Source organism: Pseudomonas sp. NPDC089996, assembly GCF_044748405.1.
Lineage (GTDB): Bacteria > Pseudomonadota > Gammaproteobacteria > Pseudomonadales > Pseudomonadaceae > Aquipseudomonas.
Map to the genome: position 1 here is coordinate 494,163 of NZ_JBIVGA010000003.1, position 20,766 is coordinate 514,928.

Genomic DNA, 20,766 nt, shown 5'->3' on the forward strand with positions numbered 1-20,766 from the left:
AATCAGGTGAAAGGCTTATTCGCCCAGCACCTGGCCAATGGTCGGGTCCTTGAACAGGCGGGTCAGCGCGTCGCTCAGAACATCACTCACCAAGGTGGTGTTGGTTTCCTGGTTCGGCGCCATGCCGAAGCGCTGGTCCAGCGATGCACCGTAGCGGCCGCTGTAACGGCGGCTGGCGTTCTGCACGTCGGCACGGAAGGTGGCGCCGATGGTGGCTTCGGTGACGTACAGGTTGTCCTTCGGCGACTGGTACTTCAGTTCGGCCAGGGTCACGGTCAGCTGCGGTGCGTTATAGGCGTTCGGGGTCGGGGTGAAGCCGAGCAGGCGCACGGCCGCTTCGGCCTGGGCCTGCAGCTTGGGCACGACATCATTGCCACTGACACTGATGGTGCTGGTCTCGGGGTACATGCCACCACGGGTGCCCAGGGACTGTGAAGCACGCCCATCGACAACCTTGACCACCACCGGCTGACCGTGGCCGACCGGTGCGAGCTGGGCCTTGAGCGTGGGTTGCGGGCTGAGTTGTTGCGGGCTGTGGGCACAACCGACCAGGCTGAGGCTGGCCACGGCAATCAAACCGAACAACAGACGTTGCAACATGCGCGTTTCTCCAGAAAATGCGGCAAAGGCCCACAGTATACCCAGCCCTGCACAAACCAGTCATCGGTCCGGTCCGCTTGTCACAATCGTTTCATGGCCTCGCCCTTATCCTTGCGCCAAGCCCGAACGCACAGGAAGCACCGCCATGGCTTCGCTCTGGACACTGTTCTGCCAACGCCCACGCCACCATGCCTACGCCCGCCTCGACGGCGAAGGCAAATGCCTGGCGTTCAAGCAATGCAGTCAGGCGCCAAGCGGCAGCGGATGGGTCCGGATCAGTGAAATCCAGCTCGCCTGGCTGGGCCGTGAGCTGCCTGCAGAAGCCCGGGTTTGCGCCCCTGCAAACCGCCGCTGGCACCAACGCATCCTCGCGGCCTGACAAACGCTGCAATAAAAACCACGAATAACGACCTTTCTGCCCGCGACATCGTTATAATCTCCCCCCGATTATAAGGACGTCTCCTGATCGGGCCCCGCATTTGCCGATTGACCCCGGCACCTTCACCCGCTTCGCCCACAGAGAGCCTTCCACTCAGGTCTTGCATCGGCTGTCGTGCCTGCTTTCCGGCCCTTCGCACTGCATGAACCTGCGGGTTGCCATCGCGCAGTCCCCTTTTGAGGTTCACGACTCCAAAAGAGCGTGAAAAAACGGTTTTCACTACTTCACAAGAGTGTGGCGAGCAAATGAACAGTCTGGCATGTGCAAAAGCGGCAGATGTGTCCCGAACAGCCCTGAACAGGCGGCTGAAGTGCTCATTTCGGATGAGTGCCTGAGGTCGTTCCATAGCGCACGCACGACACCTTGACCATAAGTCGAATTGCCGCACCTGTGGCAAACGGCGTTCAATACCTGAACCCAAAGACTGATTGGCGGTGTCCGCGGAAGTGGCAAGAACTGCGAAGAGTCGGACATGGCGATCCTGGCAACCCCAGTGGTCCTATGCTGTCAATTAGGTAGCTGTAGATTGTGGAGACGCGTTAAATGGCGCAGAACGAATCGGTTGATGTGGTACTGGTAGGCGCGGGCATCATGAGTGCCACCCTGGCCGTACTGCTCAAGGAGCTTGACCCGACCCTGAAGCTTGAGGTCGTCGAGGCAATGGACTCCGGAGCCGCGGAAAGCTCCAACCCCTGGAACAACGCAGGTACCGGCCACGCCGGCCTGTGCGAACTCAACTACACGCCCCAGGCCGCCGATGGCAGCATCGACATCAAGAAGGCCGTGCACATCAACACCCAGTTCGAGGTCTCGCGCCAGTTCTGGGCTTACCTGAGCAAGAAGGGCTCCTTCGGCTCGGCACGTGCATTCATCAACCCGGTCCCGCACCTGAGCTACGTCGAAGGTGACAAAGGTGTGTCCTTCCTCAAGAAGCGCTTCGAGATGCTCAAACAGCACCATGCCTTCGCCGAGATGGAGTACACCGAAGACAAGGCTGTGATGAACGCGTGGATGCCGCTGATGATGCCAGGCCGCCCGGCCGACCAGCAGATCGCCGCAACCCGCGTGGCCAAAGGCACCGACGTCAACTTCGGAGCATTGACCAACAAGCTGCTCAAAGTGCTGGGTGACGCTGCGGATGCACAGGTCAAGTACAGCAAGAAGGTCGTCGGCCTGCGCCGTAACGGCAGCGGTTGGACCGTGAGCATCAAGGACGTCAACAGCGGCGGTGCCCGCGAAGTCGACGCCCGCTTCGTGTTCCTCGGTGCTGGCGGCGCGGCCCTGCCGCTGCTGCAACTGTCCGGCATCCCGGAAAGCAAAGGCTTCGGCGGCTTCCCGGTCAGCGGCCAGTGGCTGCGCTGCGACAACCCGGAAATCGTCAAGCAGCACCAGGCCAAGGTGTACAGCCAGGCTGCGGTCGGCGCCCCGCCGATGTCGGTGCCACACCTGGACACCCGCGTGGTGGACGGCAAGACTTCGCTGCTGTTCGGCCCTTACGCCGGCTTCACCACCAAGTTCCTGAAGCACGGTTCGCTCATGGACCTGCCGCTGTCGGTGCGCATGGGCAACATCGGCCCGATGCTGGCCGTGGCCCGTGACAACATGGACCTGACCAAGTACCTGGTCAGTGAAGTGATGCAGTCGATGGAACAGCGCCTGGAATCCCTGCGCCGCTTCTACCCAGAGGCCAAAGCAGAAGACTGGCGCCTGGAAGTGGCCGGTCAGCGCGTGCAGATTATCAAGAAGGACCCGAAGAAAGGCGGCATCCTGCAGTTCGGTACCGAGCTGGTCTCGGCACAGGACGGCAGCCTGGCTGCCCTGCTCGGCGCCTCGCCGGGGGCATCGGTGACCGTGTCGATCATGCTCGAACTGATCGAGCGTTGCTTCCCCGAGCAGGCCAAAGGTGCCTGGGCTGCCAAGCTCAAGGAAATCTTCCCGGCCCGCGAGAAGGCCCTGGCCGCCGATGCAGCGCTGTACCACAAGATCAGTACCGACAACGATGTGGCACTGGAACTGGTGGAAGACAGCCCGGCCAAGCACTACGCCTGAGCCGGCCTGAAACGGAAAAACGCCCCTCGGGGCGTTTTTTTGTGCCTGGTTCTTTTCCTGTACCGGCCTCTTCGCGGGCATGCCCGCTCCCACAGGTTCACCGCTGTGCACGGGCCTTGCGAGACTTCTGTGGGAGCGGGCGTGCCCGCGAAAGGGCCGGTACAGACTAAAGATCAGCCGCGGGCGTTGGCGATGATCTCGACGTACTCCGGCGCGTTGCGCTGGTCGGCGATCACTTCTACGAAGGTCTTGCCGTGCTCGTCCTTGCCATCCAGGTCCAGGCCTGCTTCGACGAAGAAGCCGACGAAGCGCTCGAAGTCATCGACCCGCAGGCCACGGTAGCCTTTGATCAGCTTGTGGTGCGAAGGCGAGGTCACACCATCGGCCGGCTCAAACTGTAGGAACGACTTGATGTAGTCGTCGCTGATTTCGTCACCAATCACCTGCTTCTTGTCTTTGCGCATTGCCGGCTCCAACTGACCATCACGGAATTTCGAAGGCCGGCAGTGTACCCCCCACAAGCGGCACGCCTCAACGCGAACGTACGGTACCGGTGTGCAGGTCGGCCCAGATGTGGCCGTTGGCGTAGGTCAGGAACTGCACATAGACCGTCTCGTTGCGCAGCAGGTCCATGATCACGCGATAATCGCTGACCGGGTAATTCAGGCTCAAGGTCCGGCTCTTGTCGTCGTACACCGGCTTCTTGAGGCTCTTGCCAGCCTCACCTTCGAAGTTGAGCAGCACCTGGCCGATCGTCGCGCCCTTGCTCAACGGCTTGCCCTTCAGGCGCATCTGCAGCGAAGCGGTGATCGGGATCGGCTGCTGATCGGACTGCCGCTGGGCGCCCACCACCACGGCGTAGTCGGTCACTTGCAGCAATTGCTGGCCGGTCGGCGCTTCCTGGCGCAGGGACTGGTCATCGGGCGGGAGGAACTGGCTGTGCAGCGGTGCGGCGGCGAGAGGCAGGCTCACCGCCAGCAGCAGGGGAAGAATCGCACGCATGTGAGGCTCCTTGGCATGAAGGCGCACTCTAGCACGCAGGCTACGGCAGATCTCAAGCGAACTGCGCGAGCATCCAGGCCTGGTATTCTGCCACGCCGGCTTCACCCTCACGGGGTGCCCAGGGCGCATGTTCGCCCTCGACCAACTGCCGGTAAGGGCCGGCCTTGCACTCGAACAGAATGCTGTCGGCATCCAGCACCACCAGGCCATGATAGATGCCTGGCGGCAGATCCACGCCCAGGCAATCGCCACCAGCCTCCAGAATGCGCTTGCCAGTCACCCCACCCTGTTCGTCGAACATCAGCAGGCCCAACCGCCCCTTGAGCACCAGCAAGGTTTCTGCCTTGTCGTCGCTCAGGTGCCGGTGCGGTGCGATATAAGTGGAGGGCTGCAGGCCGACCGCAAGGCGGTGGCAAGGGTCCTCCATCTCGTGGAAGTTGTGATGGTACCGCCCCCGCGGGGCATCAGCGGCTTTCCGCGCCAGCCCGGCAAACAGCGTTTGGTCGATGAAAGCAGGCTGACCCATGGTCACAGTCCTTTGACAGCGAAGATACCGTTAGCGTTACGCCAGTAACCCTTATAGTCCATACCGTAACCGAAAATATAGCGATCCACGCACGGCAGGCCGGCATAGCTGGCTTTGAGGTCCGGGCTGGCCTTGCGGTCGTGATCCTTGTCGATCAGCACCGCAGTGTGGACCGCTCGGGCACCGGCGTGCTTGCAGAACTCGATGATGGCGCTGAGAGTATGGCCTTCGTCGAGGATGTCATCGACGATCAGCACGTCGCGGTCGATGAACGACACTTCCGGCTTGGCCTTCCAGAACAGCTCGCCGCCGCTGGTCTGGTTGCGGTAACGGGTAGCGTGCAGGTACGAAACCTCCAGCGGAAACTGCAGGTGGGTCAGCAGTTTGCCGGCGAAGATCAGGCCGCCGTTCATCACGCAGAACACCACAGGGTTCTTGTCGTGCAGGTCGTTGCAGATCTGCTCGCCGACCTTGGCGATGGCCGCTTCGACTTCGGCTTCGTGGTACAGGCAGTCTGCCTCGCGCATGACTTGACGGATGTGCTCGAGATCAGCGGACATGGCGCTCTCCGGGGGGCATTTTGGAAAAGCGGGCAAAGGTACGCATCCGCCCGTCACAGATCAAGCATTTATGGACTAACGTGCAAAAGGACTGCACGACAGCAAAGGCTGAATAGATTAATCTAGCGCGGTTTTTTTGCCCGCCTTTCGGAGCCCCCCCATGCCTACTCGTGAGATCCGCCATCCGCTGATCCGCCACAAGCTCGGCCTCATGCGCCGTGCCGATATCAGCACCAAGAATTTTCGCGAACTCGCCCAGGAAGTCGGCGCGCTCCTGACCTACGAAGCCACCCAGGACCTGCCCCTCGAAACCTACGAGATCGACGGCTGGTGTGGCAAGGTGCAAGTTGAAAAAATCGCCGGCAAGAAGATCACCGTGGTACCGATCCTGCGCGCCGGCATCGGCATGCTCGACGGTGTGCTCAGCCTGATCCCGGGTGCCAAGGTCAGCGCGGTCGGCGTCGCCCGCAACGAGGAGACCCTCGAAGCGCACACCTACCTGGAAAAGCTCGCGCCGGACATCAACCAGCGCCTGGCCCTGATCATCGACCCGATGCTGGCCACCGGCGGCTCGATGGTTGCCACCATCGACCTGCTGAAAAAGGCCGGTTGCAAGGAGATCCGCGCCATGGTGCTGGTCGCCGCGCCAGAAGGCATCGAGGTGGTCGAGAAAGCCCACCCCGACGTACAGATCTACACCGCGTCGATCGACCAGCGCCTGAACGAGCATGGTTACATCGTCCCAGGCCTGGGCGATGCCGGTGACAAGATCTTCGGCACCAAGCAGAAGGACGCCTGACCATGCAGGACGGCTTCAACGACCCGCTCTGGCGCCAGGTCGTCTCGGGCGCGCAGATGCTTTTCGTGGCATTCGGCGCGCTGGTGCTGATGCCGCTGATCACCGGCCTCGACCCGAACGTGGCGCTGTTCACCGCCGGCATCGGCACCCTGCTGTTCCAGCTGGTCACCGGCCGTCAGGTGCCGGTGTTCCTGGCGTCGAGCTTTGCCTTCATCACGCCGATCATCCTTGCCAAGGGCCAGTTCGGTCTGGCAGAGACCATGGGCGGCGTGATGGCCGCAGGTTTCGTGTACACCTTCATGGGCCTGATGGTGAAGGTCAAGGGCACCGGCTTCATCGACCGCATGCTGCCGCCGGTGGTGATCGGCCCGGTGATCATTTCCATCGGCCTGGCCATGGCCCCGATCGCCGCCAACATGGCGATGGGCAAGGCCGGTGATGGCTCGGCACTGATGCCCTACAAGACCGCCATGCTGATTTCCATGCCGGCGCTGCTGACCACCTTGATCGTTGCCGTGTTCGGCAAGGGCATTTTCCGCCTGGTGCCGATCATCTCCGGCGTGCTGGTGGGCTTTGCCCTGTCGTTCGCCTTTGGCGTGGTCGACACCGCCAAGATAGCGGCCGCGCCGTGGCTGGAAATCCCCAACTTCACAGCGCCAGCATTCAACTGGCAAGCCATTCTGTTCATCGTCCCGGTCGCCCTGGCGCCAGCGATCGAGCACATCGGCGGCGTGATTGCAGTCGGCAGCGTGACCGGCCGCGACTACCTGAAGAAGCCCGGCCTGCACCGCACCCTGCTGGGTGACGGCCTGGCCACCACCGCAGCCGGCCTGTTCGGTGGCCCGCCCAACACCACCTATGCCGAAGTCACCGGCGCAGTGATGCTGACCAAGAACTACAACCCGAAGATCATGACCTGGGCGGCAGTCTTTGCCATCACCCTGGCCTTCATCGGCAAGTTCGGCGCGCTGCTGCAGAGCATCCCGGTACCGGTGATGGGCGGCATTCTGTGCCTGCTGTTCGGTTCGATCGCGGCGGTGGGCATGAACACCATGATCCGCCACAAGATCGACCTGGCCGAAGCGCGCAACCTGGTGATCGTTTCAGTGACCCTGGTGTTCGGCATCGGCGGCGTGTTGATCGGCAGCGGCGACGGCCCGGACGACTGGGGCCTGAAGGGTATTGCCCTGTGCGCCATCGTGGCGATCGCGCTGAATCTGATCCTGCCGGGCAACGATGGCTGGAAGCACAAGAAGCTGGATGATCAGTTGCCTTGATCCGGCGTTAGCCTGAACTGGCCTCTTCGCGGGGCAAGCCCGCACACATTGACCGGTGTCCACCGAACTTTGTGGGAGCGGGCTTGCCCCGCGAAGAAGCCGGTACAGGCCGTCCGATATTCAGGCCCTTTCGCACATCCCCGCCAGCACCCTCACCCATTCCGGGTGATCATTCAGGCACGGCACCAGCACCAGCTCCTTGCCGCCCGCCTCGACGAACTGCTCGCTGCCACGCATGCCGATCTCTTCCAGCGTCTCGATGCAATCGGCAACGAACGCCGGGCACATCACCAGCAGCTTCTGCACCCCGGCCTTGGCCAGCTCATCCAGGCGCGTTTCGGTGTAGGGCTCGATCCATTTGGCCCGCCCCAACCGCGACTGGAACGACACCGACCATTTGCCATCGGGGATGCCCATCTTCGTTGCAAATGCCTTGGCCGTCGCAAGGCATTGCCCGCGGTAGCACACCGCACGCATCGCGGCGGACGCGTCCTTGCAGCAGTCCGCTGCCTGGAAATCATGCTTGCCAGTCGGGTCGAGCTTCTTCAGGTGGCGCTCCGGCAAGCCATGGAAGCTAAGCAGCAGGTGATCGTAATCCTGCTGAAGGTACGGCCTGGCGCTGGCGACCAAGGCGTCGATGTACTCAGGGTGATCGTAGAACGGTTGCAACACCCGCAACTGCAGCGGCAAGTGGCGCTCGGCAACAGTCTGCTGCGCCTGCGCCACCACTGTGGTCACCGTACTGTCGGCGAACTGTGGATAAAGCGGCGCCAGGGTCACCTTGCGCACACCTTGTGCGGCCAGACGCGCCAGCACTTCAGGCAGTGCCGGTTCGCCGTAGCGCATGGCAACCTCCACCGGACCGTGCGGCCAGTGCTCGACCATCGCCGCCTGCAGACGCCGGGTCAGCACCACCAGCGGCGAGCCTTCATCCCACCAGATCGAGGCATAGGCATGCGCCGACTGCTCCGGGCGCTTGATCAGGATCAGCGACACCAGCAAGCGCCGTACCGGCCAGGGCAGGTCGATCACGTAGGGGTCCATGAGGAACTGGTTGAGGTAGCGGCGCACGTCAGCCACCGAAGTGGAGGCCGGGGAACCCAGGTTGACCAGCAGCAAAGCGTGATCGGTCATGCAGCGTCCTATGTCAGAGGCGGCTGGACAGGTTGCCCAGGGCCGATTGCAGATCGTTGAAGCGGAAGGTGAAGCCTGCCGCCAGCAAGCGCACCGGGCGCGCGCGCTGGCCACCGAGCAGCAAGGTCGACAGCTCGCCAAGGCCTGCCTTGAGCAGCAGGCCGGGCACGGGCACGAACGCGGGCCGGTGCAGGGCACGCCCTAGCTGCCTGGCGAAGTCGCGGTTGCGTACCGGCTCTGGCGCGCAGGCATTATAAGGACCGCTGGCATCCTTGTGCTGCAAGAGAAAATCGATCAGGGCGATCTGGTCGTCGATATGCACCCAAGGCATCCACTGCCGACCATTACCCAACGGCCCGCCCAACCCCAGCTTGAACGGCAGACGCAGGCGCGACAAAAAGCCGCCGTCACTGGCCAGCACCAGCCCGGTGCGCACCAGCACCACGCGAATGCCGAGCGGCTGCGCGCGCAGGGCGGTTTCTTCCCAGGCGATGCACAGTTGGCTGGCGAAGTCTTCGCGAACCGGCGGCGAGGCTTCGGTCAGTTCGCGCTCGCCGCCATCGCCATACCAGCCCACGGCGGAACCGGAAATCAGCACCTCGGGGCGCTGCTCACGGCTGTCCAGCCAGGCCAGCAGTTGCTCGGTAAGGGTGATGCGACTGGCCCACAACACGTGGCGCCGCGCGGCCGACCAGGGCCGGTCGGCGATTGGCGCACCGGCGAGATTGACCACCGCATCCACCTGTTCATCGGCGCCCAGGTCCTCCAGCCGCCCCACGCCGCGCACCGCGCTGCCGCACAATCGCGGCACTTGATCAGGGCGCCGGCTCCAAACGGTAAGCCGATAGCCCTTGCCGAGCCAGTATTGGCAAAGGTGCTGGCCGATCAACCCGGTACCACCTGTCAGCAATATATGCATGGCTGTGTCCTCGCAGCGTGCGGCCATGGTCTATTTTTAAGAACAAGGCACTTTTCCAGACTCATCGCTCTCGGATAAACATAGGCCATCAAGCCTGTGAAGCGGAATAACCTTATACAAAGATTGTGCATTGTACAGGTTTGCCTGACAGCGTAGTCTGCCTACAGCCAGGTTCGAAGAGGCCATCATGACAGTACCTATTGCCATCATCGGTGCCGGTATCGCCGGCCTGTCCGCCGCCCAGGCCCTGCAAAAGGCCGGGCAGTTCGTTCACGTATTCGACAAAGGCCATGGCAGTGGCGGGCGCATGGCCAGCAAGCGCAGCGAAGCCGGCGCACTCGACCTTGGCGCACAGTATTTCACCGCTCGCGACCGGCGCTTCGTCGAGCAGGTGCAGCAGTGGGTAGCCGCTGGCTGGGCAGAGCAGTGGAAGCCGCAACTGTACAACTACCGTAATGGCGAACTTACCCCCTCCCCCGACGAACAGACCCGCTGGGTCGGCGTGCCGCGCATGAGCGCGATCACCCGAGGGCTGCTCAAGGACGTCACGGTCAATTTCGGCTGCCGCATCGCCGAAGTATTCCGCGGCAAGCAATACTGGCACCTGCAGGACACCGAAGGGTGCAGCCATGGCCCGTTCAGCCGCGTGGTGATCGCTGTACCCGCGCCACAGGCCACCCCGCTGCTGGCGGCCACACCCAAGCTCGCCGCGGTGGCAGCCGGCGTGCAGATGGAACCGACCTGGGCGGTCGCCCTGGCCTTCCAGACACTGCTGGATACCCCGATGCAGGGCTGCTTCGTGCAGGACAGCGCACTCGACTGGCTGGCCCGCAACCGCAGCAAGCCCGGCCGTGAAGAGCACCTCGACACTTGGGTGCTGCACGCTACGTCGAACTGGAGCAAGCAGCACATCGACCTGGCCAAGGAAGACGTGATCGAACATCTGAGGGGGGAATTCGCCGAGCTGGTGGGTTGCGTGGTACCCGCTCCGAGCTTCGCCCTGGCCCATCGCTGGCTGTATGCGCGACCGGCCGGCAATCACGAATGGGGGGCCCTGGCCGATGCCGACCAGGGCCTGTATGCCTGTGGTGACTGGTGCCTGTCGGGGCGTGTCGAAGGTGCCTGGCTCAGTGGCCAGGAAGCCGCGCGACGGCTGCTGGAGCACCTCGAATAGCGTCACACGGCGAAACTATACAAAAATACTAGTTTGCATAACTTTCTGGCTGTGCTGGAATGAACTTGTACGCGCTTGCATCCATGTACAAGTTTTCCGGAGACAGCCATGCACGAACCTGCCCCCGCTCATAAGCCTCGTATCGCCATCAGCGCCTGCCTGACCGGCCATAATGTGCGCTACAACGGCGGGCACAAGGCTTCCGATCTGTGCCGTGAACAACTGCAAGCGCATTTCGAATGGCTGCCAGTGTGTCCTGAAGTCGCCATCGGACTGGGCGTGCCACGCGAGGCGATACGCCTGGTTGGCGACCCAATGCACCCCTCGGTGGTTGGTACGCGCAACCCCGGCACCGACCTGGCCGGCCCCCTCCATGACTATGCCGAGCGAATGGCCGATGAGCTCGATGACATCTGTGGCTACATCTTCATGCAGAAGTCCCCTTCGTGCGGCCTGGAGCGGGTCAAGGTCTACCAGGACAATGGCCACCCTGCGCCACAAGGTGGCACGGGGGCCTATGCCGCTGCCTTCTGCGCCCGTCGCCCCGACCTGCCGGTCGAGGAAGAGGGCCGCCTGCACGACCCGGTACTGCGCGAAAACTTCATCAGCCGCGTCTATGCCTACGCCGACTGGCAACAATTGCTGGGGCAAGGGTTGAGCCGCGGCGCCCTGGTGCGCTTCCATTCACGCTACAAGTACCTGCTGATGGCGAACAACCCACAGGCCTACCGTCAGCTCGGCCGCCTGCTGGGCAGCATGAGCCGGGACGATGATCCCGAACAGATCGGACCGCGCTATTTCAGCCAACTGATGCAGGCCCTGCGCCGATGCGCCAGCCGTGGCACCCACTGCAATGTCCTGCAGCACCTGAGCGGTTACTTCAAGGACTCGCTGACGCAGCAGGACAAGGCCGAACTGCAGCACATCATCGGCCAGTACCAGAGAGGCGTGGTGCCGCTGGTAGTGCCGCTGACCCTGCTCAAGCATCACCTGCGCAAGCACCCCGACCCTTATCTGCAACAACAGGCCTACCTGCAGCCGCACCCTGACAGCCTGGGCCTGCGCAATGCTGTCTGAAACACTCCTGCCGATTGGCGAACTGGCCCGGCGCACCGGCGTCAACCCCGTCACCTTGCGTGCCTGGGAGCGCCGCTATGGCCTGCTGAAGCCGCAGCGTACCGCCAAGGGGCACCGACTGTACGGGCAAGCGCAACTCGAACGGGTGCATGCGATTCTGGCCTGGCTAGAGCGCGGTGCCTCGGTGGGCCAGGTTCGTGAACTGCTCGATCAGCCGGTGGAGCGAGCCCCGGTGGGGGACTGGCAGCCGCGCCAGCAGCAACTGATCGAGGCCATCGGCAACCTTTCCCAACGCACCCTCGACCAGCAGTTGAACCAGGTCATGGCCTTGTACCCCGCCGTGACGCTGTGCGAACAGTTGCTGCTGCCGCTGTTGGCGTCCCTCGCCATTCGCTGGCGCACCCATTTCAACGCCCGCCTTGAACAGGTGTTTTTCCACACCTGGCTGCGCAGCAAGCTAGGGGCACGGGTCTATCACGACAATCAATTGTTGCAAGGTCCCGTCGTGTTGCTCTGTGAAGACAGCGAGCGCCTGTTCGACCCAAGCCTGTGGCTGTGCGCCTGGTTGCTGAGCAGCAACGGCATCCCGGTAGAGGTGTTCGAGCAACCCGTGGCCAGCGCGCAACTGCAGCGGGCGGTGATCACCCTGCAGCCCCGGGCAGTGCTGATGCACCTTGGCCCGCGTATCGAAGCCAGTGCCTTGTTGCGCACCTTGCAGGGCATCGCCGGGACCAAGCTGCTGGGCGGTGCCACCATCGCCCTGCACCAGGCACAGCTGCACGCTTTCGATCTATCCGATGTTTTTCTGTTCGATACCCCGCAGGCGGCATTGCGTGTGCTGCAAGGCAATGACCGCCGGCCTGTAGAGATGAGTGCACCATGCAACTGATCTGGCTGCGCAGCGACCTGCGCATCGATGACAATTCCGCCCTCGCCGTCGCCTGCGAACGCGGCCCGACCGTGGCTTTGTGGCTGGCCAGCCCCGGCCAATGGCAAGCCCATGACGACGCCGCCTGCAAGGTCGACTTCTGGCTGCGTAACCTGCGCCAGCTTCGCCAGTCGCTGGACAAGCTGAACATCCCGCTGCTGGTGCGCAAGATCGACACCTGGGACCAGGCCCCGGCTACCTTGCTCGAGGTCTGCCGCCAGCATGACATCGCAGCGGTGCACTGGAACGATGAATACGGCATCAACGAAGAGCGCCGCGATGCCGCCACGCGCAAGCTGCTGGAGGATGCCGGTATCCGCGCCCACAGCTACCTCGACCAATTGTTCTTTCGGCCGGGCACCATCCTTACCCGCAGCGGCGACTACTTCCAGGTATTCAGCCAGTTCAGAAAGGTCTGCCTCGAACACCTGCACCGCAGCCTGCCGACAATGGCGCGGCCGGTAAAAAAGCAGGCCGCCCTGAATATCCCCAGCAACCCGATACCCCAGCATATCGACGGTTTTGACAAGCCTGCCCGCGCCCTGAGCGATCACTGGCCCGCCGGTGAAGAAGAAGCGCAGGCGCGGCTTGCCCGTTTTATCGATGAAACGGTCGAGGACTACGAGCACCTGCGCGACCTCCCGGCCAGGCCCGGCACCAGCCAGCTGTCTGCCTATCTGGCTGCGGGCGTCATCTCGCCCCGCCAATGCCTGCATGCCGCCCTCGCCAGCAACCGGGGTGAATTCGACAGCGGCAACAGCGGCGTACGGACGTGGGTCAACGAACTGCTCTGGCGCGAATTCTACAAGCACATCCTGACGGGTTACCCACAGGTCTCCCGGCATCGTGCGTTTCGCGCCCAGACCGAAGCCCTGCCCTGGCGTGATGCGCCGGATGACCTCAAGGCCTGGCAGGAGGGCCGCACCGGCTTCCCGATCATCGATGCAGCCATGCGCCAACTGCTGCACACCGGCTGGATGCACAACCGCCTGCGGATGATCGTCGCCATGTTCCTCAGCAAGAACCTGCTGATCGACTGGCGCCTGGGCGAACGGCACTTCATGCGTCACCTGATAGACGGCGATCTGGCCGCCAACAATGGTGGCTGGCAGTGGAGTGCGTCCACCGGCACCGATGCAGTGCCCTATTTCCGTATCTTCAACCCGGTTTCCCAGTCGCAGCGTTTCGACCCCGAGGGCCGCTTCATTCGCCAGTGGCTGCCGGAATTACGAGATATGGATGAGAAATCCATCCATCAACCGATGAAGTCAGAGGATCTTTTTGCTAATAATTTGTATCACAGTCCAATAGTCGATCTCAGTAGTAGCCGCCAACGTGCGCTGGAAGCTTTCAAGGGCCTTCCACGCCGGCAGGATCAGAGGGCAGTATCTTGAATCACTCGCGTAGTTTCTGGGTTACGGGGGCCAGCAACGGACTGGGTCTGGCCCTGGTGGAGCGTTTGCTCGAACAAGGGCATCGCGTTGCCGCAAGTGGCAAGGGAAGCGAGGAACTGGATGCTTTGGCAGTGCAATATGGCAGCCGCCTGTTGAGCTTGCCCTGGGAATTGCATGAAGAAGGCGAGGCCGCCAGCGCGGCAGAGCAGATATGCCATGCCTGGTGCGGGCTGGACGTGTTGATCATCAACGGCGGGACCAGTGAATACCTGGCCGATGACGTGGCGGACAACGAATTGTTCGAGGCCATCGTCAGTGGCAACCAGCTGGCTGCCGAGCTTTGCCTGGCCAGTGCTCAACCGTTGCTGGCGCAGGGGCACCAGCCGCAGGTGATGGTGATTTTCAACCGTTATTCGGCGCTGCAGCTCTATTCGCCCACGCAAGTGTCGGCGGGCTGGAACAATGTGCCGCAGTGGTCGCGTGAACAACGGGAGGAATTGAAGGGGCGGGGGATTGACCTGACCGTGGTGGCACCGCAGTCGTTGAAGACGCCGATAACTTCCGTGCAGGCCGTTCCGGATGCCTGGACGCCAGAAAGTGCGGCGGATGAGTTGCTCTCGCGGCTGGTGATGCGCGAACCTGAGCTGGTGCTGGAGGTGCTGGATATCAGCAGCTTGTGGCCATTGCCCCGCTAAGTCGTGTGTTTCCGGGCCTGCCCTCTTCGCGGGGGGGCAAGTCCGCTCCCGCAAGCCCTGCGCTGCACCTGTGGGAGCGGGATTGTCCCGCGAAGAGGCCGGCACAGGGGTAATCAGAGGGCCATGCGGTAATGCAGGCTGTAGCTCTCGACACCGTCGTTGGGCTGCTTGATGCCCGCATTGGAATAGTGAATCGCCCTGACCCCGATCTCATGCCCGCCGGCAAAACGCAGACCAAAGCCGATCCGGTCCTCGAACTGGAAGGACGAGCCCAGCTCGTTGCTCTCAAGTTCGGTGCTGGAAAATGCCGCCACGCCTATCCCTGCTTCGATGTAGGGCTTCACCGACTCCCCGGCGAACTCATAGACGAACACCGGGGCGAACGACAGGCTGTTGTTGCTCGCTGTCTCGTCACCGTCCCAGTAGGTGTAGGCCCCGTCCCAGTAGCCCGTCAGCCGGCCGACACTGGTCTGCCACCAGCTCGCATCCCAGTTCGACTGCAGCCCCAGGCGGTAGACCATGGTGGAGTCGCCCGTCTGCCCTACAGAAAACGAAACATCGGCAGCCTGCGCCGCCATCACTTGCCCCAGGGTAACCGCGGCAGCCGCCGCCAAGCCGAGCAGTTTCTTCATGAGAAACGTCCTTTCTTCCGCTGTTATTAGTTTTTACCTGCCATCAGGCAATGCGGTAGAAATCGGGACTAGTACGATAGTTCAGCGGCTTTTAACGTTTTTTTCACAACGCAAAGCTTTGCACACTGTCAGACTTATGCCACAGCGCAGGTAGGACTTGTTTCAGCAATTGTGGATCGGCACTGGTCCAGAACGCCGCGTCCCGCGCGGGCCCGCTCGCCAGCATGTCGCGCATGCCCAGCAGTCGCTGCAGTTGCCGCGCCACGGCGGCACCCGTATCGATGATGGCCACATCGGCCGGCACCATCTCGGCCAGCAGCGGCCGCAGGAAGGGGTAATGGGTGCAACCGAGGATCAACGTGTCGCAGCCAGCGGCCAGCAATGGCTGCACGTAGCCGAGCAACAGCTGGCGCAATTGCCGGCTGCCCAGGTCACCCGTTTCTATCAGCTCTACCAGCCCTGGACAGGGCTGGGTGACCACTTGCACATCGTTGGCAAAACGGTCGAGCAAGGCAGCAAACTTGGCGCTCTGCAAGGTGCCCGTGGTGGCCAGCACGCCGACCACCCCCGAGCGGGTAGCGGCAGCGGCGGGTTTGACTGCCGGCTCCATGCCGACCAGAGGCCAGTCGGGGTACAACTCGCGCAAGTCGGCGACCGCAGCCACCGTTGCGGTATTGCAGGCCAGCACCATCGCCTTGGCACCTTGCGCCCGGAAGAACCCGGCGATACGCCGGCAGCGCTGGCGGATGTAGTCCGGGGACTTCTCGCCATAAGGCACATGACCACAATCGGCCACGTAAAGCAGCGACTCGTCTGGCAGCAGGCGCTGGATCTCGGCGAGCACCGACAAGCCGCCGACCCCCGAGTCCATCACACCGACCGGCGCCGAGCGATCAGCCATCGCGCTTGCCACACACGGCGCAGGCCGGATCACGCTTGACCCGCAGCTCACGCAGACGCGTGCCGAGGGCATCGATCAACAGCAGGCGGCCTATCAGCGGTTCGCCGAAGCCGGCCAGCAATTTCATCGCCTCCAGCGCTTGCAGACTACCGACCAGGCCCACCAGCGGACCGATCACGCCCGCTTCGCTGCAGGTCAGTTCGTCTTCGCTGCCGTGGCCGTACAGGCAGTGGTAGCAAGGGCTGAAGTCACGGCGCGGATCGAACACCGACAACTGGCCTTCCAGGCGAATCGCCGCGCCGCTCACCAACGGTTTTCCGGCCGCGAAACAGGCGGCATTGACCGCCTCGCGCGTACCGAAATTGTCCGAGCAGTCCAGCACCAGGTCGACCGCCGCCACTGCAGCGGCCAGGGAGTCTTCGTCCAGTGCCTGGCGGTGGGCGACCAAGGCAACCTCGGGGTTGATCGCTTGCAGCCGCTGCAGCGCCGAATCGACCTTGCTCATGCCGACGCTGTCGCTGTCATGGATGACCTGGCGCTGCAGGTTGGTCAGGTCGACGGTGTCGAAGTCGGCCAGGTGCAGCTCACCCACGCCTGCGGCTGCCAGGTACAGCGCCACCGGGGAGCCGAGGCCACCGAGGCCTACAATCAGTGCCTTGCCGCGCTTGAGCCGCAGCTGGCCTTCGATGTCGACCTGTGCCAGCAGGATCTGCCGGCTATAACGCAACAGTTCCTGATCGGTCAGCATGGCAAGCGCCCCAGTGAAATACGTTCATGGCCGCCCAGGTCCCTGCGGCTGGCCACCTCGGTGAAGCCTTGTGCACACAGCAGGCCGCGCACGTCGTCGGCCTGGTCGTAACCGTGCTCGAGCAGCAGCCAGCCCCCCGGCAGCAGATGCTCTGGTGCCTGGGCGACGATAGTCCGCAGGTCATCGAGGCCGTCGACGCCGGCCACCAGCGCACTGCTGGGCTCGAAACGGACGTCGCCTTCGGCCAGGTGTGGGTCTGCACTGCGAATATACGGCGGGTTGCTGAGAATCAGGTCGAAGCGCTGCCCGGCCAGGCTGCCGAACCAATGGCTGGCCAGTACCTGGACGTTGCCCAGGCCCAGGCGCTGGCGGTTGCGTTCGGCCAGGGCCACGGCTTCTTCGACGCGGTCCACGGCCGTCACCTGCCAGGCCGGGCAATCGCTGGCCAGGGCCAGGGCGATGGCACCGGTGCCGGTGCCCAGGTCGAGCACGTTGGCAGGCGAAGCGGGCAGCAGCTGCAGGGCAGTTTCGACCAGCAACTCGGTATCCGGCCGCGGGATGAGCGTATGTGGCGCCACTTCCAGGTCGAGCTTCCAGAAGCCCTGCTGCCCAAGGATGTAGGCCACCGGTTCACCGGCACGGCGTCGCTGCAGGTAGCCGGCATAGGTCTGGGCATCTTCACTGCTGACAATGCGCTCGGGCCAGGTGTGCAGGAAGCTGCGCGACTTGCCGATGGCAGCAGCCAGCAGCAGCTCGGCGTCCAGGCGCTCGCTGGGTGAATCCGGTAGCTGCGCGTTGCGCAGCAGGCTGGCAATGATGGTCATCAGTCCCCCAGGGCCGCCAGTTGGTCGGCCTGGTATTCGGCCAGCAACGGTTCGATCACGGCTTCCACGCCACCGGCGAGGATGTCGTCGAGGGAATACAGGGTGAGGTTGATACGATGGTCGGTCACCCGCCCCTGTGGGTAATTGTAGGTACGGATGCGCTCGGAGCGGTCACCAGAGCCGACCAGCAACTTGCGCTCACTGGCGATGGCATTCTGCGCGGCGCTGGTCTGCATGTCGTTGAGCTTGGCCGACAACCAGGACATGGCGCGGGCGCGGTTCTTGTGCTGCGAACGCTCTTCCTGGCACTCGACCACGATGCCGGTCGGCAAGTGGGTGATACGGATCGCCGAGTCGGTCTTGTTCACATGCTGACCACCAGCGCCCGAGGCGCGGTAGGTGTCGACGCGCAGGTCAGCCGGGTTGATCTCGATCGCCGCTTGCTCGTCGGGCTCGGGCAGCACGGCCACGGTACAGGCCGAGGTGTGGATACGGCCCTGGGATTCGGTTTCCGGCACACGCTGAACACGGTGCGCACCGGACTCGAACTTGAGCTTGCCGTACACGCTGTCGCCTTCGACACGGGCAATGATCTCTTTGTAGCCGCCGTGCTCGCCTTCGTTCTCGGACAGGATCTCCAGGCGCCAGCCACGCTTCTCGGCGTAGCGCGAGTACATGCGGAACAGGTCGCCGGAGAAGATCGCCGCCTCGTCGCCACCTGTGCCGGCGCGGATTTCGAGAAACACGTTACGGCCATCGTTGGGGTCCTTGGGCAGCAGCATGCGCTGCAGGTTGGACTCCAGTTCGACCAGCTGTTCCTTGGCTTCGCGTACTTCCTCGACGGCCATCTCGCGCAGGTCGGGGTCGGCGTCCTTGAGCAGCGCCTGGGCGCCTTCGAGGTCGTCCTGCACCTTGCGCCACTCTTTATAGGCGGCGTACACCGGCTCGACTTCGGCATATTCGCGGGAATAGGCGCGGAAGCGGGTCTGGTCGGATATGACTTCGGCATCACCCAGCAGCGCGGTGAGTTCCTCGAAGCGGTCCTGGAGAATCTCCAGTTTGTTCAGCAGCGACGCTTTCATTGCGGGGATTTGTCCGTCGAGCCCTCGTTGAGGGCAAAGAGTTCCTGGGCCATGGCCAGCGCATCGAGGCGGCCCTCGGCCGAGAGCTTTTTCAACTGCACGCTGGGCGCATGCAGCAGTTTATTGGTCAGGCCCCGGGCCAGTTGCGCCAGTACATCCTCGGGGTTGCTGCCATTGGCCAGCAGGCGCTGGGCCTTTTGCAGTTCTTCGTCACGCAGGCGCTCGCTTTGCTGGCGGTAGGCGCGCAGCACATCGACCGCAGCCAGCTCGCGCAGGCGCAGCATGAAGTCCTCGGCGCCCACCGAGACCAGTTCTTCAGCCGCCTGGGCTGCGCCCTGGCGGCTCTTCAGGTTTTCCGCGACCACGTCGTGCAGGTCATCGACCGTGTACAGGTAGACGTCGTCGAGTTCGCCAACTTCAGGTTCGATATCGCGCGGCACGGCGATGTCGACCATGAAGATCGGCTTGTGCCGGCGCTGCTTCAGGGCACTTTCCACCGCGCCCTTGCCAAGGATCGGCAGCTGGCTGGCGGTGGAGCTGATGACGATATCGCTGTTGGCCAGTTCCTGCGGAATGTCGGCCAGCAGCACGGCGTGGGCGCCGAACTGCTCGGCAAGAATGCTCGCCCGCTCCAGGGTGCGGTTGGCCACGACGATGCGGCGTACACCTTGTTCATGCAGGTGGCGGGCGACCAGGGTGATGGTCTCGCCGGCACCGATCAGCAGCGCCTGGCTGCGGCCCAGGTCACTGAAGATCTGCTTGGCCAGACTGACCGCAGCGAACGCCACGGAAACCGGGTTTTCGCCGATCGCGGTGTCGGTCCGCACCTGCTTGGCGGCGCTGAAGGTGGCCTGGAACAGGCGCCCGAGCAGCGGGCCGACGGTACCGGCCTCGCGCGCCACGGCGTAGGCAGACTTCATCTGGCCGAGGATCTGGGGTTCACCTAGCACCAGCGAGTCGAGCCCGGAAGCCACGCGCATCATGTGCCTCACGGCATCGTGCTCTTCATGGACATAGGCGCTGGCGCGCAGCTCGTCCAGGCTCAGCCGGTGATAGTCGGCCAGCCATTGCAGCACAGCGTCGGCAGACAGGTGATCCTGCTCTATATAGAGCTCGCTGCGGTTGCAGGTCGACAGGATTGCCGCCTCACGGCTGGCGGTCAGTCGGCAGAGCTGCTGCAGGGCGTCGACCAGCTGCTCTGGGGTAAACGCCACGCGCTCGCGTACGTCTACCGAGGCAGTCTTATGGTTGATACCAAGTGCAAGAAAGGCCATGCAAGGTCGCTGGTTGTGACGGGAAGCCGATAATTGTCCTCTTTCGCAGGTTTTAGAACAACCACCGTTCGCTATTGTCGTGATAGGCCGGCCCTACCCGCCCCCGGGGAGACCCCCGCCCATGGCTGAAGCAAGCGCGAAACCTGTAGGAGCGGGCTTGCCCGCGAAGAGGCCAGCACAGGCTAAGCCAATTTTTCTGAGACCTCTCCCTACGCGCTGCTCAACCGAGCCACCCGCAAAGCCGATAGGTAATATTTCCTACAACAAACACCCGTCAATGAAATAATTCGACATATCCACAGCGAAGTTATCCACAATCTTGTAGTCCATTTCCCAAAGTTTGCCCGGTCTATTGCCTTGCCGGATATCGATACCTAGCCTTGCCAATCACTGACGGGCCAAGTTCCGCTGCCAGTCCTCAAACTCCTTAAAATGATTGCAAAGGAGCGGTAAGCATGGCATTTGACGCCTATATACAAATCGACGAAATCGCGGGCGGAGCCCTGGATGAAAAATACAACAAATGGATTGAAGTCACCGGCTACGACTTTGGCGTAAGCCAAAGCACTTCGGCCACTGCAAGCTCCGCTGGCGGGGCCACCTCCGGCCGCACCGCCGTCAGCAATTTCAGGTTCACCAAGTTCCTCGACAGCGCCAGTTGCAAATTGATGGAAGCCAGTTGTGCCGGGCAACATCTCAAGGAAGTGAAACTCGCGCTGTGCCGCGCGGGTG

General features: G+C 63.0%; 23 protein-coding genes. 10 read left to right on the plus strand and 13 right to left on the minus strand.

What is annotated here, in order from left to right:
* Positions 1 to 15 precede the first annotated feature (15 nt).
* Entirely contained in the window at positions 16 to 600 is a 585-nt protein-coding gene (locus ACIPW4_RS07775; protein ID WP_400656380.1) for a YajG family lipoprotein, read from the minus strand.
* A 145-nt stretch (positions 601 to 745) separates the two neighbouring features.
* On the opposite strand from ACIPW4_RS07775, the gene ACIPW4_RS07780 reads away from it, so the two are divergent.
* Positions 746 to 979 (plus strand): hypothetical protein, encoded by a 234-nt coding sequence (locus ACIPW4_RS07780; protein ID WP_400656382.1) that lies wholly within the window; start codon positions 746 to 748, stop codon positions 977 to 979.
* A gap of 603 nt (positions 980 to 1,582) precedes the next feature.
* Positions 1,583 to 3,088, plus strand: coding sequence for a malate dehydrogenase (quinone) (gene mqo, locus ACIPW4_RS07785; RefSeq protein ID WP_400656384.1), 1,506 nt, complete (start codon positions 1,583 to 1,585; stop codon positions 3,086 to 3,088).
* A 173-nt stretch (positions 3,089 to 3,261) separates the two neighbouring features.
* Here mqo and ACIPW4_RS07790 read toward each other — a convergent pair whose 3' ends face one another.
* The 4 genes from ACIPW4_RS07790 to ACIPW4_RS07805 all read right to left on the minus strand — a co-directional run bounded on the left by ACIPW4_RS07790 (position 3,262) and on the right by ACIPW4_RS07805 (position 5,176).
* On the minus strand, positions 3,262 to 3,552 hold the full coding sequence (locus tag ACIPW4_RS07790) for a PA4642 family protein (protein ID WP_400656386.1): 291 nt from the start codon (positions 3,550 to 3,552) through the stop codon (positions 3,262 to 3,264).
* Between the two features lie 67 nt (positions 3,553 to 3,619).
* Entirely contained in the window at positions 3,620 to 4,090 is a 471-nt protein-coding gene (locus tag ACIPW4_RS07795) for a hypothetical protein (protein WP_400656388.1), read from the minus strand.
* 52 nt (positions 4,091 to 4,142) lie between these two features.
* Complete coding sequence (locus ACIPW4_RS07800; RefSeq protein WP_400656390.1) at positions 4,143 to 4,616, minus strand: WbuC family cupin fold metalloprotein; 474 nt, start codon at positions 4,614 to 4,616, stop codon at positions 4,143 to 4,145.
* Positions 4,617 to 4,618: 2 nt separating this feature from the next.
* Positions 4,619 to 5,176, minus strand: coding sequence for a hypoxanthine-guanine phosphoribosyltransferase (locus ACIPW4_RS07805; protein ID WP_400656392.1), 558 nt, complete (start codon positions 5,174 to 5,176; stop codon positions 4,619 to 4,621).
* Between the two features lie 160 nt (positions 5,177 to 5,336).
* On the opposite strand from ACIPW4_RS07805, the gene upp reads away from it, so the two are divergent.
* Both upp and ACIPW4_RS07815 read left to right on the plus strand, forming a co-directional pair.
* Positions 5,337 to 5,975: a uracil phosphoribosyltransferase gene (gene upp / locus ACIPW4_RS07810; RefSeq protein WP_011532223.1), complete on the plus strand. Its 639-nt coding sequence runs from the start codon at positions 5,337 to 5,339 to the stop codon at positions 5,973 to 5,975.
* A gap of 2 nt (positions 5,976 to 5,977) precedes the next feature.
* Complete coding sequence (locus ACIPW4_RS07815) at positions 5,978 to 7,252, plus strand: uracil-xanthine permease family protein (protein ID WP_400656393.1); 1,275 nt, start codon at positions 5,978 to 5,980, stop codon at positions 7,250 to 7,252.
* A 120-nt stretch (positions 7,253 to 7,372) separates the two neighbouring features.
* On the opposite strand, the gene hemH is transcribed toward ACIPW4_RS07815, so the two are convergent.
* Complete coding sequence (hemH, locus tag ACIPW4_RS07820) at positions 7,373 to 8,386, minus strand: ferrochelatase (protein ID WP_400656396.1); 1,014 nt, start codon at positions 8,384 to 8,386, stop codon at positions 7,373 to 7,375.
* Positions 8,387 to 8,399: 13 nt separating this feature from the next.
* Entirely contained in the window at positions 8,400 to 9,305 is a 906-nt protein-coding gene (locus ACIPW4_RS07825) for a TIGR01777 family oxidoreductase (protein ID WP_400656399.1), read from the minus strand.
* A gap of 187 nt (positions 9,306 to 9,492) precedes the next feature.
* Between ACIPW4_RS07825 and ACIPW4_RS07830 the strand changes: the two genes are divergently transcribed.
* From ACIPW4_RS07830 to ACIPW4_RS07850, 5 genes are all read left to right on the plus strand, one after another.
* Entirely contained in the window at positions 9,493 to 10,479 is a 987-nt protein-coding gene (locus tag ACIPW4_RS07830) for an NAD(P)/FAD-dependent oxidoreductase (protein WP_400656401.1), read from the plus strand.
* 108 nt (positions 10,480 to 10,587) lie between these two features.
* The gene (locus tag ACIPW4_RS07835; protein ID WP_400656403.1) at positions 10,588 to 11,556 is read left to right on the plus strand and encodes a YbgA family protein; all 969 of its coding nucleotides are present in this window, start codon (positions 10,588 to 10,590) and stop codon (positions 11,554 to 11,556) included.
* Positions 11,546 to 12,445: a MerR family transcriptional regulator gene (locus ACIPW4_RS07840; protein WP_400656405.1), complete on the plus strand. Its 900-nt coding sequence runs from the start codon at positions 11,546 to 11,548 to the stop codon at positions 12,443 to 12,445. Before ACIPW4_RS07835 ends, ACIPW4_RS07840 begins: the two co-directional genes overlap by 11 nt.
* A complete protein-coding gene (phrB, locus tag ACIPW4_RS07845) occupies positions 12,436 to 13,878 on the plus strand; it encodes a deoxyribodipyrimidine photo-lyase (RefSeq protein WP_400656407.1) in 1,443 nt (480 codons plus the stop codon). Before ACIPW4_RS07840 ends, phrB begins: the two co-directional genes overlap by 10 nt.
* Positions 13,875 to 14,573 carry an SDR family oxidoreductase gene (locus tag ACIPW4_RS07850; RefSeq protein WP_400656409.1) on the plus strand — a complete coding sequence of 233 codons (699 nt, stop codon included), beginning with the start codon at positions 13,875 to 13,877 and terminating at the stop codon, positions 14,571 to 14,573. Before phrB ends, ACIPW4_RS07850 begins: the two co-directional genes overlap by 4 nt.
* A 113-nt stretch (positions 14,574 to 14,686) precedes the next feature.
* Here ACIPW4_RS07850 and ACIPW4_RS07855 read toward each other — a convergent pair whose 3' ends face one another.
* From ACIPW4_RS07855 to hemA, 6 genes are all read right to left on the minus strand, one after another.
* The gene (locus ACIPW4_RS07855; RefSeq protein WP_400656412.1) at positions 14,687 to 15,205 is read right to left on the minus strand and encodes an acyloxyacyl hydrolase; all 519 of its coding nucleotides are present in this window, start codon (positions 15,203 to 15,205) and stop codon (positions 14,687 to 14,689) included.
* Between the two features lie 103 nt (positions 15,206 to 15,308).
* Positions 15,309 to 16,106 (minus strand): glutamate racemase, encoded by a 798-nt coding sequence (gene murI, locus ACIPW4_RS07860; RefSeq protein ID WP_400656414.1) that lies wholly within the window; start codon positions 16,104 to 16,106, stop codon positions 15,309 to 15,311.
* Entirely contained in the window at positions 16,099 to 16,854 is a 756-nt protein-coding gene (locus tag ACIPW4_RS07865; protein WP_400656416.1) for a molybdopterin-synthase adenylyltransferase MoeB, read from the minus strand. Before ACIPW4_RS07865 ends, murI begins: the two co-directional genes overlap by 8 nt.
* Positions 16,848 to 17,678, minus strand: coding sequence for a peptide chain release factor N(5)-glutamine methyltransferase (gene prmC / locus ACIPW4_RS07870; protein ID WP_400656418.1), 831 nt, complete (start codon positions 17,676 to 17,678; stop codon positions 16,848 to 16,850). Before prmC ends, ACIPW4_RS07865 begins: the two co-directional genes overlap by 7 nt.
* A complete protein-coding gene (gene prfA, locus ACIPW4_RS07875; protein ID WP_400656421.1) occupies positions 17,678 to 18,760 on the minus strand; it encodes a peptide chain release factor 1 in 1,083 nt (360 codons plus the stop codon). The genes prmC and prfA overlap by 1 nt, the downstream gene beginning before the upstream one ends.
* Positions 18,757 to 20,034 (minus strand): glutamyl-tRNA reductase, encoded by a 1,278-nt coding sequence (gene hemA / locus ACIPW4_RS07880; protein ID WP_400656423.1) that lies wholly within the window; start codon positions 20,032 to 20,034, stop codon positions 18,757 to 18,759. Before hemA ends, prfA begins: the two co-directional genes overlap by 4 nt.
* Before the next feature lie 455 nt (positions 20,035 to 20,489).
* Between hemA and ACIPW4_RS07885 the strand changes: the two genes are divergently transcribed.
* Positions 20,490 to 20,766 (plus strand): Hcp family type VI secretion system effector (locus ACIPW4_RS07885; protein WP_400656425.1); only part of this gene is annotated, 277 nt, incomplete at its 3' end.

What these genes read in the sequence shown, in the direction of transcription:
- ACIPW4_RS07775 (WP_400656380.1), bottom strand. Translation starts at nt 600, where the DNA reads ATGTTGCAACGTCTGTTGTTCGGTTTGATTGCCGTGGCCAGCCTCAGC.
- ACIPW4_RS07780 (WP_400656382.1), top strand. Translation starts at nt 746, where the DNA reads ATGGCTTCGCTCTGGACACTGTTCTGCCAACGCCCACGCCACCATGCC.
- mqo (WP_400656384.1), top strand. Translation starts at nt 1,583, where the DNA reads ATGGCGCAGAACGAATCGGTTGATGTGGTACTGGTAGGCGCGGGCATC.
- ACIPW4_RS07790 (WP_400656386.1), bottom strand. Translation starts at nt 3,552, where the DNA reads ATGCGCAAAGACAAGAAGCAGGTGATTGGTGACGAAATCAGCGACGAC.
- ACIPW4_RS07795 (WP_400656388.1), bottom strand. Translation starts at nt 4,090, where the DNA reads ATGCGTGCGATTCTTCCCCTGCTGCTGGCGGTGAGCCTGCCTCTCGCC.
- ACIPW4_RS07800 (WP_400656390.1), bottom strand. Translation starts at nt 4,616, where the DNA reads ATGGGTCAGCCTGCTTTCATCGACCAAACGCTGTTTGCCGGGCTGGCG.
- ACIPW4_RS07805 (WP_400656392.1), bottom strand. Translation starts at nt 5,176, where the DNA reads ATGTCCGCTGATCTCGAGCACATCCGTCAAGTCATGCGCGAGGCAGAC.
- upp (WP_011532223.1), top strand. Translation starts at nt 5,337, where the DNA reads ATGCCTACTCGTGAGATCCGCCATCCGCTGATCCGCCACAAGCTCGGC.
- ACIPW4_RS07815 (WP_400656393.1), top strand. Translation starts at nt 5,978, where the DNA reads ATGCAGGACGGCTTCAACGACCCGCTCTGGCGCCAGGTCGTCTCGGGC.
- hemH (WP_400656396.1), bottom strand. Translation starts at nt 8,386, where the DNA reads ATGACCGATCACGCTTTGCTGCTGGTCAACCTGGGTTCCCCGGCCTCC.
- ACIPW4_RS07825 (WP_400656399.1), bottom strand. Translation starts at nt 9,305, where the DNA reads ATGCATATATTGCTGACAGGTGGTACCGGGTTGATCGGCCAGCACCTT.
- ACIPW4_RS07830 (WP_400656401.1), top strand. Translation starts at nt 9,493, where the DNA reads ATGACAGTACCTATTGCCATCATCGGTGCCGGTATCGCCGGCCTGTCC.
- ACIPW4_RS07835 (WP_400656403.1), top strand. Translation starts at nt 10,588, where the DNA reads ATGCACGAACCTGCCCCCGCTCATAAGCCTCGTATCGCCATCAGCGCC.
- ACIPW4_RS07840 (WP_400656405.1), top strand. Translation starts at nt 11,546, where the DNA reads ATGCTGTCTGAAACACTCCTGCCGATTGGCGAACTGGCCCGGCGCACC.
- phrB (WP_400656407.1), top strand. Translation starts at nt 12,436, where the DNA reads ATGCAACTGATCTGGCTGCGCAGCGACCTGCGCATCGATGACAATTCC.
- ACIPW4_RS07855 (WP_400656412.1), bottom strand. Translation starts at nt 15,205, where the DNA reads ATGAAGAAACTGCTCGGCTTGGCGGCGGCTGCCGCGGTTACCCTGGGG.
- murI (WP_400656414.1), bottom strand. Translation starts at nt 16,106, where the DNA reads ATGGCTGATCGCTCGGCGCCGGTCGGTGTGATGGACTCGGGGGTCGGC.
- ACIPW4_RS07865 (WP_400656416.1), bottom strand. Translation starts at nt 16,854, where the DNA reads ATGCTGACCGATCAGGAACTGTTGCGTTATAGCCGGCAGATCCTGCTG.
- prmC (WP_400656418.1), bottom strand. Translation starts at nt 17,678, where the DNA reads ATGACCATCATTGCCAGCCTGCTGCGCAACGCGCAGCTACCGGATTCA.
- prfA (WP_400656421.1), bottom strand. Translation starts at nt 18,760, where the DNA reads ATGAAAGCGTCGCTGCTGAACAAACTGGAGATTCTCCAGGACCGCTTC.
- hemA (WP_400656423.1), bottom strand. Translation starts at nt 20,034, where the DNA reads ATGGCCTTTCTTGCACTTGGTATCAACCATAAGACTGCCTCGGTAGAC.